The organism is Stappia sp. BW2, from assembly GCF_008107695.1.
Taxonomy (GTDB): Bacteria; Pseudomonadota; Alphaproteobacteria; order Rhizobiales; family Stappiaceae; genus Roseibium.
Window position 1 is genome coordinate 457631 of sequence record NZ_VIRG01000070.1, and the last position, 14713, is coordinate 472343.

Here is a 14713-nt window from a genome sequence, read left to right on the forward strand (position 1 = left end):
TCGAAACCGATTTCGATCTAGAACAGGACGAGAATCAATGCTTACATCGAGATCTCTGAACGAGAAAAGTACCGGATAATTCATGGCCATCACCAACGCGCTCCTCCTCTTGGCCCAGGCAGCCGTTTATTTTGTCGTCATGATGAGCCTGCTCAGGGCGCGTCAGGTGATCGGGATTGGCGTGTTCATGTGCGCTCTCGGCGTGATGCACTTCCTGGAAACCTATCTCGCCAGTGTGTTCTACATCGAACTGCCGTTCGGCATTGTCTCGCCGGGATCGACGGTGCTTTTTTCCGGCAAGCTTCTGATGATCCTTCTGCTGTACATCCGGGAAGATGCACTGGTTGCGCGTCAGCCCATCTATGGCCTGTTGATCGGTAATTTTCTGATTGTCGCTCTGGTGATGATCCTGCGGAACCACGAGACGATCTCCGTTGCCGATGGCCGTAGCCCGGATATCGCGTTTATCGATGAAATGGGAATGCTGATGGTCTGGGGCACCATCTTGCTGTTCATCGACGCCATCGCGATCATTGTGCTTTACGAACGGATCGGCAATTGGGGCGGACGTCATCTGGGTCTGCGCTTCCTGATCTGCGGGGCGGTGGTGCTGACCTTTGATCAGGCAGGGTTTTTCCTGGCGCTGCACTATGTCTCCGGCGCGCCCTGGCATGTGTTCGTCGGTGGCTGGGTGGCGAAGCTGGTAGCGGCACTGGTCTATTCGGGGCTGTTCATCCTCTACCTGAAATATTTCGATGATGAGAGCAGCTGGCTCACCAACCGGTCCTTCAAGGACGTGTTTCAGGTGCTGACCTACCGGGAGCGCTATCACAAGCTCCTGGAATCTTCCATTCGCGACCACCTGACCGGTGCTCTGCACCGCAGCCAGTACGACGAGAATGCGCCCAAGATCCTCGCGAAGAACATGCAGGAAAACCGGGCCCTGTCGCTGCTCGTGATCGACATCGACCATTTCAAGCAGGTGAACGACCGGCACGGGCACCAGGCTGGTGACGAGATCCTGAAGACAGTCGCCCGGCTTCTGGCCGACAATTTGCGCACGGACGACCATCTCTACAGGGTCGGCGGTGAGGAATTCGTGCTGTTGTGCGAGAAACTGCCGATCGAGGGCGCGACAACCCTGGCTGAGCGTCTGCGCAAGACAATCGAGCGTTTCAGCAAGATCTATCTGCCGGAAAAGGTGACGGTCAGCATCGGTCTGGCCAGCGCGCCGCAAGACGGTGTCACCATGGAAGCCTTGTTCCGGCAGGCGGACCTGCGGCTCTATGAGGCCAAGAAACAGGGCCGCAACCAGGTCTTCAGTCCGGTCTTGACGGACTAGGTGTGGAATCTGGCTGGGGCCTGGTGGTGGTGAGCGTCAGGTAGACGCGGGCCTTTGACAAAGAAAAAGCCCTGGAAACGCTCCAGGGCTTTTATGTTTCTTGTGGTCGGGGAGATCACACCCGGTTGAGCAGTCTTGCCCGGATGGTGTTGGGCAGGCTGCGAATCTCTTCCAGAATGCTGACAGGATCTTCCACCGGGCTGTCGACATCCACCACCACGTAACCGATGTCCAGATGGGACTGCAGGTACTGGGCACAGATGTTGAGGTTGTGCCGGGTGAAGAGGTCGTTCAGCGTGCGCATGGCGCCGGGGGCGTTGTGATGCACCTGGATGAAGCGCGTTGCTTCCGTGCCCTTGGGCAACTGAACCTGGGGGAAGGAGACCGAGCCGATGGTGGAGCCGACGTCGGAATATTCCACCAACCGTTTGGAGACTTCCTCGCCAATCCGGTCTTGTGCCTCTTCCGTCGAGCCGCCCACATGCGGCGTCAGGATCACATTGTCGAGACCGCGTAGCGGTGAGATGAACTCGTCCTTGTTGGATTTCGGCTCAACCGGGAACACGTCGATAGCCGCGCCTGCCAGATGGCCCGATTTCAACGCAGCGGCCAGAGCGTCGATATCGACGACCTTGCCGCGGGCGTTGTTGATCAGGAACGAGCCCTTTTTCATCTTGGAAATCTGGTCCGCGCCGAACATGTTGCGCGTTTCCGCCGTGTCGGGAACATGCAGGGACACAACGTCGGATTCTGCCAGCAGCCCGTCGAGGCTGTCCGCAGGGATCACATTGCCGTGCTGCAGCTTGTCGACCAGATCGAAATAGATCACCCGAAGGCCCATGGCCTCGGCCAGGTTCGACAACTGCGTGCCGATGTTGCCGTAGCCGACGATGCCGAGCGTCTTGCCGCGGACTTCGTGAGAGCCGACAGCGCTTTTCATCCAGCGGCCCTCATGGGCGGCGGTGGATTTGGGGAAGACACCGCGCATCAGCATGACGATTTCGGCGACGGTCAGTTCGGCCACGGATCTCGTGTTCGAGAAGGGAGCGTTGAAGACCGGGATGCCGCGCGTCAATGCGCCTTTGAGGTCGACCTGGTTGGTGCCGACGGAGAAACAGCCGACGGCCACAAGGCTCTTGGCGGCTTCCAGAACCTCATCCGTCACCTGGGTGCGAGAGCGAATGCCGAGTATCTGCACGCCCTGCAGCTTTTCGATCAACGCGTCCTTTTCCAGGGCTCCGGACAGGACTTCCACATTTGTGTAACCGTGTTTTTCAAGAACCGCGCGCGCGGTCGGCGAAATGCCTTCCAGCAGCAGCCATCGGATCTGGTTTTTCGGCCGGGAGAGACCGTGAATCATGGCGAAATGCCTTTTGGTCTGATTGGTTTTTGAATCGCGCCGGGTGGGCGCTAACAGCGCGGGTGTCGTATACGCGCTCGTTCACGTCGCGTCTAGGGTGCCGTTCCGTCGAAACGTATGGCGTCCCCGCGCGTTTTGTTTCCCGGTGCCAAGGAAACTGGTTGCTGACCGGAGGCAGCCTGTGCCACATAGCGAGGAGGGGCGCGTTTTGGCCGGATCTCCAACCGGCTACCTGATTGTAATCCAGTACCAAGCGAGAGCAGGGACCCCAAATCCATGTTGAAATTGAACGGGCCTCATTTCGATTATGAGCCGTATCCCGTCTGCTATGTAAAAGACGTTCTACCATCCGATACCTATCGAAAACTCGTCGAGAGCTATCCGGACAAGGCGCTCTTCAAATACATGCCGAACCTCGGGCACAAGTATTCCTTGTCCGATATCAACAATCCGGACAACTACTACGCATTCCTGTCGAAAACGCCAGGTTGGAAGGCTTTCTACGATCATGTGAAGTCTGAAGACTTCATACAAAATGTTCTGGACATGCTGTCTGCCAACAACGTCGATCTCGGTCTTCGGCGGCTGAAAGTGATTTCCAAGGACGGCCAGAGGAAGGCCAGCTTGCTGAGCCGCATCCGGCGAAAAACCGAAGTCAGCGCGCGGTTCGAGTTTTCCATGATGCCCGCCAATGGCGGACAGATCCTTCCGCACACCGATGCTCCGCATAAATTGATCACGCTGGTTCTGTCGATGATGGAGCCGGGCGCCTGGGATCATTCATGGGGCGGCGGCACAGCGGTTTGTCTGCCCAAAGACCGGTCCAGGATCTTCAACCACATCAACAAGGCCATGCCGCTCGATCAGGTCGAGACACTGAAGACCTTCCCGTTCGAGGAGAACCAGTGTGTCCTGTTCGTGAAGACCTACAATTCCTGGCACCATGTTGCGCCGATGACAGGGCCGGACGATGCGCCGCTGCGCAAGACGCTGACCATCAACATCGAAAGCAAGCTTTAAGACAGAAGAGGCCTGCGGATATCCGGCAGGCCTCCTGACAAAGCGTTTTGCCGCGCCGACCTCAGTCGAGGAGGTGCAGATCCTTCAAACGCTGGGCGATGGCGCGAACCGTGTCGTCGTCATACCCGAGCCCCAGGTCGTTGCGCATGAAGCGGCCAAGGTCTTCGGCTTCTTCAATCAGCCACTCCCGCTTGCTTCCTCCGCAGACAAAGCGGGCCCGACCGTCCAGGAAGCTGATGGAAGCGCGATCTGTCAGCCGGTAGAATTTCATGCTGCCCGCAAAGGATTGCCTGGGTGAGGCGGCGCACAGGAAATTGGAAGCTTCGATATCGGCAGGGCGGACGTCGACCCGGTCAAAGCCGTAAAGCGCAAACCAGCCCTCGTCGGTCTGCCGCTCCAGCACATGCTCTCCTGATTCTGCTTCGAAGCGGATCCGGTAGATCCGGTCGCGGATCTGCTGGTCTTCCGCCGAAACGCACACCGGTTCGGCAGGAGCCTGGCCGCCGAAGCCGGCATCAACCAGCCATTCGGCGCCATTCAAGGTCACCACATGGGCAAGGTGCGTGCGTGCTCCGCCTTCGGGCGCTCCCATGCGCACCCGGGCGAGCACCTGCCCGGCGGAAAACCCGATGGCTGCCAATGCGTCGCCAAGTAGCAAGTTGAGCTCGAAACAGTATCCGCCACAGCGGTTTTGCACGAGCTTTTGCCAGAGACTGTCACGGTCAAGATCCGGGACCTTGCCCAGAAAAGGCAGGACATTTTCGAACGGGATAGCGCCAATCTGGGCTGTCTGAAGGGCCCGCAAACCGTCGAGTGTCGCCGGGCACGTCTCCAGACCAATACGGTCAAGATAGGCGGGGAGGTCGAAAGGCAAGGGCAGGCTCTCCTTGGGTTTCGGGGGCTGGTTGCATGTAGGTAAAGCCTTGGCCGTTGCCAAGGGACAGGGGGGCGGAGCAAGGCAGTTTATCGCCGTGAAGGAAGACTGCTGCGTGTCAGGAACGGTCCGCACCTAAGGGCGCTGTGCAGCAACAGGAAAAAGAACAAAAAAAGGCCCGCCGCAAAGGGTGCGACGGGCTTCCGATCAGATGTCGATCTCTTAAAGGCCTTCCGGGCCGCGCTGAACGGCGGCGACGCCGGTGCGGGACACTTCGACCAGACCGAGCGGTTTCATGATGGAGATGAACTGCTCGATCTTGGAGGTCCGGCCGGTGATTTCGAAGACGAAATGTTCCGTCGTCGCGTCGATCACGGTGGTGCGGAAAGCATCGCCAAGGCGCAAGGCTTCCAGGCGCTTTTCACCCATTCCGGCCACTTTCACCAGGGCGAGTTCGCGCTCCAGCGGCTTGTCCTGGTTGGCCCGCTTGGCACGAACGGTCAGGTCCGTCACGCGGTGCACCGGCACCAGCCGGTCAAGCTGGTGGCGGATCTGCTCGATGATCATCGGCGTGCCGGTGGTCACGATGGTGATGCGGGACAGGTGCTTCTCGTGTTCGGTTTCCGACACGGTCAGGCTGTCGATGTTGTAGCCACGGCCGGAGAACAGGCCGATCACGCGGGCAAGAACACCCGGCTCGTTGTCGACGAGGAGCGATAGGGTGTGGGTTTCGATTTCATTGCTGACTTCGGCCAGGAAGTAGGCGGAAGGCGCATCAACATTCTGTGCGTTCATTGTCTTAAAGTCCTTTTGCCATCTTCACCTTAAACGAGCGACTTGCCTTCAGCGCTGATCGCGTTGGCAACAGCTTCGTCATTGGCTTCGTCCGGCAGTAGCATTTCGTTGTGAGCCTTGCCCGAGGGGATCATCGGGAAACAGTTGGTCAGATTGGCAACGCGGCAGTCGAACAGCACCGGCTTGTCCACGGCGATCATCTCCTCGATGGCCCCGTCCAGATCACCCGGCTTTTCGACCCGGAACCCAACCCCGCCATAGGCATCGGCCAGCTTGACGAAGTCCGGCAAACTGTCGGTGTAGGAATGGGACAGGCGGTTGCCGTGCAGCAGCTGCTGCCACTGGCGCACCATGCCCATGTACTGGTTGTTCAGGATGAACACCTTGACCGGCAGGCCGAACTGAACGGCGGTCGACATTTCCTGGATGTTCATCAGGATCGAGGCATCGCCGGCAATGTCCACGCACAGCGCGTCGCGATGGGCGGTCTGGGCGCCGATGGCGGCCGGCAGGCCATAGCCCATGGTGCCGAGGCCACCGGAGGTGAGCCAGTGGTTCGGCTCCTCGAAGCCATAGAACTGGGCCGCCCACATCTGATGCTGACCGACTTCCGTGGAAATGAAGGTCTTGCGGTGCTTGGTCAGTTCATAGAGCCGCTGGATCGCGTACTGCGGCATGATGACGTCGCTGTTCGGCTTGTAGGCGAGCGAGTTGCGGGCTCGCCACTGATCGATCTGCGTCCACCAGTCTTTCATCGCCTTGGCGTCGGACTTCAACGACGAAGACCGCCAGATCCGTACGAGGTCTTCCAGCACGTGGGCGACATCGCCGATGATCGGCAGGTCGACATTGATCGTCTTGTTGATGGAAGACGGATCGATGTCGATGTGGACCTTCCGGGAATTCGGCGAGAAGGCGTCGGTCCGGCCGGTGATGCGGTCGTCGAAACGGGCGCCGATGCAGATCATCAGATCGCAGTCGTGCATGGTCATGTTGGCTTCGTAAGTGCCATGCATGCCCAGCATGCCGAGCCAGTTGTCACCGGAGGCCGGATAAGCGCCGAGGCCCATCAGGGTCGAGGTGATCGGGAACCCGGTCAGCGATACCAGTTCACGCAGCAACTGGCAGGCCTGCGGGCCGGAGTTGATCACGCCACCACCGGTATAGAGAACCGGTTTCTTGGCGGCTGCCATCATCTCGGCGGCCATGCGGATGCTGGCGGCATCGCCCTTCATCTGCGGACGGTAGCTCTTGTGTGCGGCGGCCGGGTTCGGCGTCGGGCCCTGATAGGTGCCGGTCGCGAACTGAACGTCCTTCGGAATGTCGACGACAACCGGGCCCGGACGGCCGGAGGTGGCGACATAGAAGGCTTCGTGCAGGATGCGCGGCAGGTCGTCGACGTCGCGCACCAGCCAGTTGTGCTTGGTGCAGGGGCGGGTGATGCCGACCGTGTCGCATTCCTGAAACGCATCGTTGCCGATCAGATGCGTCGGCACCTGGCCGGAAATGCAGACAAGCGGAATGGAATCCAGCATGGCGTCGGTCAGGGCGGTCACCATGTTGGTGGCGCCGGGGCCGGAGGTGACCAGGGCAACACCAGGCTTGCCGGTGGAGCGGGCATAGCCTTCCGCGGCATGACCTGCGCCCTGTTCGTGCCGTACGAGAATATGCTCCAGACCTTCCTGCTGAATGATCTCGTCGTAAATGGGAAGCACAGCACCGCCCGGGTAGCCGAAGATTGTGTCAACTCCCTGGTCTTTCAGCGCCTGGATGACCATTTCGGCGCCGGTCATTTCCCGTGTCATTCGTTTCGTCCTTGCATTCTCGCCTGTTCGTCAGGCTTTGGCTCAACTTACTGTCTATTCTTCTTTCAGCCGTGCCCAAATGGGGCCAACTGAATCAAAACTGTCTGTCTGGCCCGACGCATGCGGCGTCAAAGATCCGGGCAGTGGTGGAAGAGGCAACGTCAGGAGGCGGGTACAAAAAAAGGCCCCTTTGGGAGCCTTGGTCGCGCGCCATCCTGTCCGTACGGGGTTATCCCGCCGCGGAGGCGCGCTTTCCTACTACTACTAGAATGAGCGACATAGCCATGTCGTCCCGGTCCTTTGATGCTGCAGGCCGTCTGGCCTGGGTCGACGTCGTTCAGAAACTTCCCGGAACCGGGAATGTCCCGCCAGTCTGAGGCAAGCCGCTATGAAAGCGGTGTCAACGAACTGGCTCAAGCCCGTGACGTCTGCCCCGGTCTTGATGCGCCGCACCCTAGTAAGGCGGATATGACCGGTCAAGCCTTAATTTCGAAAATTGCGCAAAAGAACATAGATGTTTCTGAAAGTTGCCTTTTGGGCGGCTTTCACGAGCTTTCCTTCCGGCTACGCCCGTTTTTCAAAAGGCGGCATTGGCTGCACGGGTGCCGTGATAAAAAATTGTCATAAAAACCGTTGCGCGAAAGGACATCGCACTATATACACCCGCCATCCGACGTGCCGCGCGGTTCTCGCGGTCCTGTCGCTTTGGGTGTGTAGCTCAGTTGGTAGAGCAGCTGACTCTTAATCAGCGGGTCTGGGGTTCGAGCCCCCACTCACCCACCATCAACCTTCCTTTGAAATTGCTGAAGAAATTGCGGTAAAGCGCAATTTGTGCGCCGTGAAAGTACGACTATTTCCGGTGTCAGGTGGTTATTTCCATTTGTGATGCTTTAAGCCTCTATCAAATTTTTGGTACGTGACCTCTCCCTCCTTTATACCTGTAGCGTTGTTTTGCGATCTGGAATAACCACATTTGATAGTAGAAAAATTATGCTGCGCAACCTTAGCATTTGTGGCTCAAGATAGGGCGCTGGGAAATGGGCTGATTGTTGGCTGGTCATGCTTTCATTACAAACAATTGGGGGGGATCCGAACTTGCAAATGATCGTTGGTTGTTGCGCCAAGGCGCAATGCGAATTAAGTTTCTAAGCGATTGCAGGCGCAAATGATGGTAATGATTTGATTACCATTTGTTCACATAAGCTTGTGTAAAGTTGTGTCATGAAGACCTACCACATGGTATGAATCAAAGTGCGTTGATTCACATTGACACTCTAAGGTGACGAAGGAGTGCTTCCTTTTTTGCCTGAAAGGAGTTGGAATGAATGAGAAAGCAAATGAAGGCTGGGGCGGTTTAACGTAACCTTTCCACCTTCTAGAAGTTGTGATATGGCTTTGCGGAAGAAATTCCGCGAAGCCATTTTATTTGGGGGGGCAGGTTGTGCTGGGGATTTTGACAATTGTTGGGCTACTTTTTTTTGTTGCCTCAATTTGCTTCTTATTGATTAGTTTGGATTGGGTTGTTGCTGTAGTCGGTTTGGCGCAAACAACTGATTTGAACGCGACATTGTTGAGTGGGATCGCAACACTATTGAGCATTTCTGCAGCTTTGTTTGCAGCTGTTCTAGGCCTTCAAAACCAGAGAGCGGTAAATCGCAGACGTCATACGATAGATTTTATTAATCAAACCGAAAAAGACGGTACCTTTGTTGCTGCGCTGCAGACGTTTGTTACAGAAGCTAAGTCCGGAAATTTAGTGGAAAGTGGAAACCCTGAGCAGGAAGGAAGTAAAAAAGCTTTAGATGTACGATTAGTTTTGAATCATTTTGAAATAGTTGCGTTGGGAATAGATAATGGTGTGTTTGATGATAAGTTATATCAAAAATGGTTCAAGAGTGGCACAATACTTTATTGGGAATACGCATCGGAGTTTGTGACAGCCATACGCTCTAGAAGTAAATATAATAAGTCCTTCACAAATTTTGAAAAATTGGCCATCAGGTACAAGAAAACTGAAGAAGAATCTGATTCAAGAATTAGGCGTTGGTACAATACTGTAATTAATTGAGGGAAATAGTGAATTTTCAGATATCGTGTCCAGCTGTTTTCTGTTTTGTGTCATAGGAATATGAAAAATCTGGCCGACTTTATCTGGCGTAGGGTTCGGATGTAATGGCGAATATTAGTTCTCTCTAATTTTTATTTTTACTACATCTTGCTGGCGTGATTGAATAACGCAGGTTTGAGAGGTTGCAAAATGGATGTTATCTCCGGCATCAAACCGTCAGGCGTTCTGCAAGTGGTCGCCGCGGTTACAGCTTTGTTTGCACTGGCTAAATTAATACTCGACAACTCAGAGCGGATTCACAGAATTTGGTCAAACTTGCGGTCGTTTAAGCCTAAGTACATTGTTTTTCCAACGCCGGAAGAGATCGCAAAATACGGTGTGTCAATTCAACCCTCGTATCAGTATTCCGAAGAATATCTTAGAGACCTTGTGCCGGACGCGGCTAAAGCTAGAATTTCTGTATTGAGTCTAACTTTTGTTTTGGCTTTTGAATTGATTATTCTACGTCTCCTATATTTTGCATTTTTGAAGTGAAGTATAGGCAAAGAGATAAACTTAGTTCTGCTCTCGTGCGTTGTCTGTTTCGAATATAGTGGCGATCGACTTCACTATATCGTGTGTGATGAGAGAAATAAAATATTAATCGTTGCTTTAAGCTCTTTCTGGTTGCGCTGTTTCAATTCAGTGACTTGTATGAAAATTTGTTTGTCTGAAATTTTTCGCATTTTCTTCTTATTTATTGATAAGCTTGAATAGTAATCTGTTGAGCTAGCGTATTATTTGGCGCGATCGGCATGCGAAATTTTTCGTAAGAGAATTGAGTGATCAAACAGACTAACTCATCCGCCAAGTCTTTCCTCTTGAAGCTTGTTAGGTCGATGCCTGTTTCTGGTACGTGTCGGTTTTCCACGCCTTGTACACGGTCGCAAATCTCCGGTTGAAAACTTCCATTCTTTCAGTCCCGTACCCGCAAGTTTTAACCTTGATATTTTTTCTTGTTTGACCGCCTTGGCAGACAACTTAACGTGCAGCCAAGCAGGGAAAATCGGTGCCTATCTAATCTAGTAGCAAACAAGGCGATTGCCGCGTTTGGCGCGGCGGCTGTTTGCGGGATGCGGATGAAGGGCGACATCAGACAGGACATCCATGCATAAACTGGATTTCGAGTTGGACAAGGCGCAGCTCAAACGTGCCTGGGGCGTTATAGACAGGGAGTTTCAACGCCTGGGGCTGACGTTGCGCCGCGGGTCGGATTTCGACGTGGTCGAAGCGATGGCGGCCGCCAGCGGTCTGAAGCGCCTGGAGGGGCATTTCACCCCCAGTCTGAACACTTACACGCCGTCTCAGGCTTTCTGGCTGGTGCTGGTGGATGAGGAGGACCGGATGGTAGGGCGCGTGTGTGCGCGCTTCGACAGGATGGCCTATCCGATGACCCTGACGGACTTCTGGCGCAAGTATTTTCACCGCTGCTATCCGAACGCGGAGGGCGGCAAGGTTGTCTTGAGCGACAAGCAGCCGCGCGTCGGCCGGCGGATTACCGGAGATGTGGTCTATCTCGGCGGGACGGAAGTCGCCAAGGAGTGGCGCGGGTCAAAGCTTGGCGGTCTGCTGAACCAGATGGCGCAGATCGAGGCGCTGGACGAGTGGGGCGCGGGTTTTTACTACGGCTGGGTGCAGGGCTTCAATTTCATGGATGGCTTCTGGCGCGACTGCGGCTTCACCCGGGCACATTTCCATGCATTGAACTGGGTTGAACCCTTGCCTGGTACGCTGGATGCCAATCTGATTTTTGTTGCGAATTCAGCTGACGATGTGTGCGATCTGATTGATAGGATCGCGAATGGACTTCAAGCAAAGTCATAAGGCAGAAGATCCGCGTAAAGCCTGCACCGGTGCGGAATTTCACTAAAAGCCGCTGCAGGGTCATGTCCGGAACACCGTCTCCCAGCCTGTTTCCGGTGCGCTGCATGTCGAACCAGGGCTCACCATCCATCACGACCTGATAGGCATCGGCGACGCCCTTGCGGTAGACGGAGGGAAGGAAGCTGGTTGGCGGGCGTGGGGTCTCCGGCTCAAGCGCATGCGGAAAGAACCGGCGGAAAGTGCTGTTTTTGCCCGCAAAGGTCAGCGGTGGCACGTCGCCTGGTTCCGCGCTCGGCAGGGTCATGAGCAGGTATTGGCTCAGCTGCGTCATCCCGCTGTCTTGCGCGATGATGCCTTCGTTGTCGCGCCAGACCCGGAACAGAAACTGCGTTTTTTCTCCCGCCAATCCGTTTTCGATCAGCGAGAAGGGGAGCGGCTCAACAAAAGCGTTGTTGCTCATGGACGCCTCCGAAGGGACTGGATTTCGGGAGAAATCCTTTTTGAATGGCTTCGGCATAAATGTCATATCTTGCCGCCGCCGCCAACTGGGCACGTTCGCCGTCACTCAGCCGACTGGTCTGGTCGTGATCGAAGAGATCGAAGCAATGGAAGTCCAGCAGAAACAGACAGTCATATCTCGCTGCAACTTCAAATATTTCCAGGAATTCGAGCTGCTCTTTTGTATATTGGTCTTCGCTCATCCCAGTCGCCTTGTCATAACATGTCATTTTTGTTTTGCCTTTCGGACAATTTCCGGCGTGACGAGGTCCCATAAGCGGTCTGCGCGCCTGGAGGTTGCTGGCTTTTTCACCGGCAATGGTCTCCGGGCGTCCCCAAATGTGCAGAGGCCGCTTCAATCCGGGATAGCAAGGATCTCCTCTCGCCAATCTCAGATTATCAAACAAATTCGCGGCAGGCGAGTATTCTTCTTCAACTTCCCTTGGTGCTGAACCGGAGAGCCTATGGTCTGGCCCCATTTCACCTGTGGATTGACCCTGCGGAAGATCCCGGCCAGGACAAGATTGCCTCGAAACCGTCTGTGTGGCCGTGCCGCGGTGAGACCAGCGCCAATGTGCCGCCGGTCTGGTCGGCAATTGTCTTTACCAGCGCAAGTCCGAGGCCGGTTCCACGCGCCTGCGTTTCGCCCCGGACGAATTTTTCGCCAAGCTTTCGAAGGGTTTCGGCGGCAACTACCTTGCCTGTATTGGCAACGGCGAGCTTCTTGCCTGGCCCCGCAGTCACGGTGATGAGGGCCTCATCGCCGCCGTGCCGGCGAGCATTCTCAACGAGGTTCGAGATCACGATGCTGAAAGCATCCGGATTGATCGCGATGGTGAGATCGGCGTCCGGATGGATCGAAAGGTGCACATCTTGTGCATCACGCAGAAGGAACTTCAGGATCGGCATGAGGTCTGTTTCCCGGTCGGCCCGAGCAAAGCCCGCTTCCAGACGGGCGAGACGGAGGAGGTTCTCCGAAAGCGCCGACAGATTCTTCAGCGCAGCTTCTACCGATTGTGCCCTGGCGCGTTGCGGCAGGTTCGCAAGTTCTTCGGAAAGCTGTTGCACCTGGGCAAGAGCTCCGGCGATCGGGGTTCGCAATTCATGAGCGCTCATGGCGGAAAATGCCCGTTCCGCGTCGAGAGCAGACCGCAACCGATCGAGCAGGCTGGCAACCTCGTTGGCAATCGGGGCCAGTTCCTTAGGATGCCCTTCGATGTCGATCCCATCGAGATTGGTGTGACCGCGCTCTGCGATTTCGCGGCGCAGGCGTTCAACCGGCCGCATGGCGATCCGAACGGTCAGCCAGATGCCGAGGCCAATCAACGGCAGCAGGGCTGCAAGCGGCAGGAGCAGGGCCCCCGCAGCATCCATGAGCACAGTCTTTCGGTGATCACCGGTTTCCACCAGCACGATGCTGTAGCCTCGCTTGCGTTCGCGCAACGACAGGGCGCGTCTGCCATCCACTTCGAAGAACCCGCTGGGGATCGGGTCGGGAAAGGCGCTTTCAGGCGGCATGTTGCCGGAGACCAGCCGGGTCCGGCCTCGCCTGTCGCGAATGAGGTAGCCGAATTTTTCCGTCTCGAACCCGTCAAAGCCCGGCACGCGAAATTCTTCGCGCTCCTCGTGGTCTTCCTTTTCGCGCAGGTCATGGACGGCAAGCGGCAGAAGGCGCAGCGCACTCTGACGCAGGGTGTCATCGAAGGTTTCCGTCAACTCGTGCTTCAGCACGAGCGCGGCAATGGCGGCGGCGCCCAGCCAGAGCAGCAGTGTCGACAGGCCAAGCAGCAGCGCCAGCCGGAAGGTTATCGAAGGCGGCCGTCTCATGCGCCGGCCTTGTAGCCGAGCCCGCGCACGGTGGTGATGGCATCGGCACCGATCTTCTTGCGCAGGCGGCTGACGTAAACTTCCACGGTGTTGCTTTCGACTTCCGCGCCGAACGCGTAGAGGCTTTCCTCGATATCGGATTTCGAGACGATGCCGCCGCGGTGACGCAGCAAGCGTTCCAGAACAGCCCATTCACGAGCGGTCAGGTCCACCGGCTTGCCGGCCCGTTCAGCGCTCTTGCGCGTCAGATCCAGGGTGATGTCGCCAAGTGTCGTTTCGGGATTGGGGGCGCCGGCATAGCGGCGGGCGACGGCGGAAAGCCGGGCTCGCAGTTCTGCGAGATCAAACGGCTTGACCAGATAATCGTCCGCACCGCTGTCGAGGCCTTCGATGCGCATGGCCACCTGGTCCTGAGCCGTCACGATGATGACAGGCACCTGGTTGCCGCCACGGCGCAACGTCTTCAGGAAATTCAGGCCGAGCCCGTCCGGCAGGTTCAGGTCGAGCAGGATCAGTTCATAGGGCACGGCGTCGAGGGCAAGCGCGGCTTCGTCAAGGCGTTTGACCCAGTCAACACCGTGGCCCTGCATGACCACATGGTCGTGGATCGCTTCGCCCAGAATGGCATCGTCCTCGATCAGCAATACGCGCAAGGCGCTCTCCCGTTTTAGGCATCCGACAGGCGCACCTGACATGGAAACCTGACACCAGCCTGAACGGATTTCCGGATTGGCTTCAGGTGTCTGTCAGTTTGATCCCGTCTTCTTGTGGCGTCTAACGCAACGAGGATCAACTCGCCATGAAGAATATCGCCTGCGCTCTCCTGCTTTCAACGGCCCTGGTGATGCCCGCCACCGCGATGGCCAAGGACGTCAATGTGACCGTCGACATGAAGTCCTATGGCGGTCCGGGTGCCTATCTGGCCGTCTATCTGGTCGACGGAGCGGGCCAGTTCCAGCAGACCCTCTGGGTCGCCGGAAGGAAGTCGAAATACTACCGCCACCTGAAAGGCTGGGCGCGCGGCGTTTCCAGCACAGGCGGATCGATTGACGGCCTGACCGGACCCAGCGTCGGCAGCGGACGTTCGCTGACGGTCCGGGCCAATATCGCCGATGCGCTCATCAATGCCGGTTATCAGGTTGTCGTCGATTCCGCAGTCGAAGACTGGGGTGACCGGCCACACGATGCCGCCGTGCCGCTGGCCAATGGTGCCAGTGCCGGCGGATCCGGCTTCGTTGGCAAGCTGTCGGTCAAGATGTAA

Annotated in this window: 14 protein-coding genes and 1 tRNA gene; 8 read left to right on the forward strand and 7 right to left on the reverse strand. The window is 56.5% G+C overall.

The genetic code is table 11. The features are described 5' to 3' along the window. The first annotated feature begins 82 nt into the window (after positions 1–82). Positions 83–1342: a GGDEF domain-containing protein gene (locus FMN63_RS21055; protein ID WP_148586119.1), complete on the forward strand. Its 1260-nt coding sequence runs from the start codon at positions 83–85 to the stop codon at positions 1340–1342. 115 nt (positions 1343–1457) lie between these two features. Here FMN63_RS21055 and serA read toward each other — a convergent pair whose 3' ends face one another. Continuing rightward, a complete protein-coding gene (gene serA / locus FMN63_RS21060) occupies positions 1458–2702 on the reverse strand; it encodes a phosphoglycerate dehydrogenase (RefSeq protein WP_148586120.1) in 1245 nt (414 codons plus the stop codon). Between the two features lie 276 nt (positions 2703–2978). Between serA and FMN63_RS21065 the strand changes: the two genes are divergently transcribed. Then, positions 2979–3722: a hypothetical protein gene (locus FMN63_RS21065; RefSeq protein WP_148586121.1), complete on the forward strand. Its 744-nt coding sequence runs from the start codon at positions 2979–2981 to the stop codon at positions 3720–3722. A 61-nt stretch (positions 3723–3783) separates the two neighbouring features. Here FMN63_RS21065 and FMN63_RS21070 read toward each other — a convergent pair whose 3' ends face one another. The 3 genes from FMN63_RS21070 to FMN63_RS21080 all read right to left on the reverse strand — a co-directional run bounded on the left by FMN63_RS21070 (position 3784) and on the right by FMN63_RS21080 (position 7196). Then, positions 3784–4596 carry an arylamine N-acetyltransferase family protein gene (locus FMN63_RS21070; protein ID WP_148586122.1) on the reverse strand — a complete coding sequence of 271 codons (813 nt, stop codon included), beginning with the start codon at positions 4594–4596 and terminating at the stop codon, positions 3784–3786. 222 nt (positions 4597–4818) lie between these two features. Beyond that, positions 4819–5391 (reverse strand): acetolactate synthase small subunit, encoded by a 573-nt coding sequence (ilvN, locus tag FMN63_RS21075; RefSeq protein WP_148586123.1) that lies wholly within the window; start codon positions 5389–5391, stop codon positions 4819–4821. Between the two features lie 29 nt (positions 5392–5420). Next, a complete protein-coding gene (locus FMN63_RS21080; protein WP_148586124.1) occupies positions 5421–7196 on the reverse strand; it encodes an acetolactate synthase 3 large subunit in 1776 nt (591 codons plus the stop codon). A gap of 360 nt (positions 7197–7556) precedes the next feature. On the opposite strand from FMN63_RS21080, the gene FMN63_RS21085 reads away from it, so the two are divergent. The 5 genes from FMN63_RS21085 to FMN63_RS21105 all read left to right on the forward strand — a co-directional run bounded on the left by FMN63_RS21085 (position 7557) and on the right by FMN63_RS21105 (position 11127). Beyond that, positions 7557–7823: a hypothetical protein gene (locus tag FMN63_RS21085; protein WP_148586125.1), complete on the forward strand. Its 267-nt coding sequence runs from the start codon at positions 7557–7559 to the stop codon at positions 7821–7823. A gap of 80 nt (positions 7824–7903) precedes the next feature. Next, positions 7904–7979, forward strand: a tRNA-Lys gene (locus FMN63_RS21090). 658 nt (positions 7980–8637) lie between these two features. Further along, on the forward strand, positions 8638–9264 hold the full coding sequence (locus FMN63_RS21095) for a DUF4760 domain-containing protein (protein ID WP_162530093.1): 627 nt from the start codon (positions 8638–8640) through the stop codon (positions 9262–9264). Positions 9265–9453: 189 nt separating this feature from the next. After that, positions 9454–9798 carry a hypothetical protein gene (locus FMN63_RS21100; protein WP_148586127.1) on the forward strand — a complete coding sequence of 115 codons (345 nt, stop codon included), beginning with the start codon at positions 9454–9456 and terminating at the stop codon, positions 9796–9798. A 612-nt stretch (positions 9799–10410) separates the two neighbouring features. Then, positions 10411–11127, forward strand: a complete 717-nt coding sequence (locus FMN63_RS21105; protein WP_148586128.1) for a hypothetical protein — start codon at positions 10411–10413, stop codon at positions 11125–11127. Positions 11128–11564: 437 nt separating this feature from the next. On the opposite strand, the gene FMN63_RS21110 is transcribed toward FMN63_RS21105, so the two are convergent. The 3 genes from FMN63_RS21110 to FMN63_RS21120 form a co-directional block, all read right to left on the reverse strand. After that, positions 11565–11828, reverse strand: coding sequence for a hypothetical protein (locus FMN63_RS21110; RefSeq protein ID WP_148586129.1), 264 nt, complete (start codon positions 11826–11828; stop codon positions 11565–11567). A 277-nt stretch (positions 11829–12105) separates the two neighbouring features. Further along, positions 12106–13452 carry a sensor histidine kinase gene (locus FMN63_RS21115; RefSeq protein ID WP_148586130.1) on the reverse strand — a complete coding sequence of 449 codons (1347 nt, stop codon included), beginning with the start codon at positions 13450–13452 and terminating at the stop codon, positions 12106–12108. Further along, complete coding sequence (locus FMN63_RS21120) at positions 13449–14105, reverse strand: response regulator (protein ID WP_148586131.1); 657 nt, start codon at positions 14103–14105, stop codon at positions 13449–13451. The genes FMN63_RS21115 and FMN63_RS21120 overlap by 4 nt, the downstream gene beginning before the upstream one ends. Before the next feature lie 146 nt (positions 14106–14251). On the opposite strand from FMN63_RS21120, the gene FMN63_RS21125 reads away from it, so the two are divergent. Continuing rightward, complete coding sequence (locus FMN63_RS21125) at positions 14252–14713, forward strand: DUF2271 domain-containing protein (RefSeq protein ID WP_148586132.1); 462 nt, start codon at positions 14252–14254, stop codon at positions 14711–14713.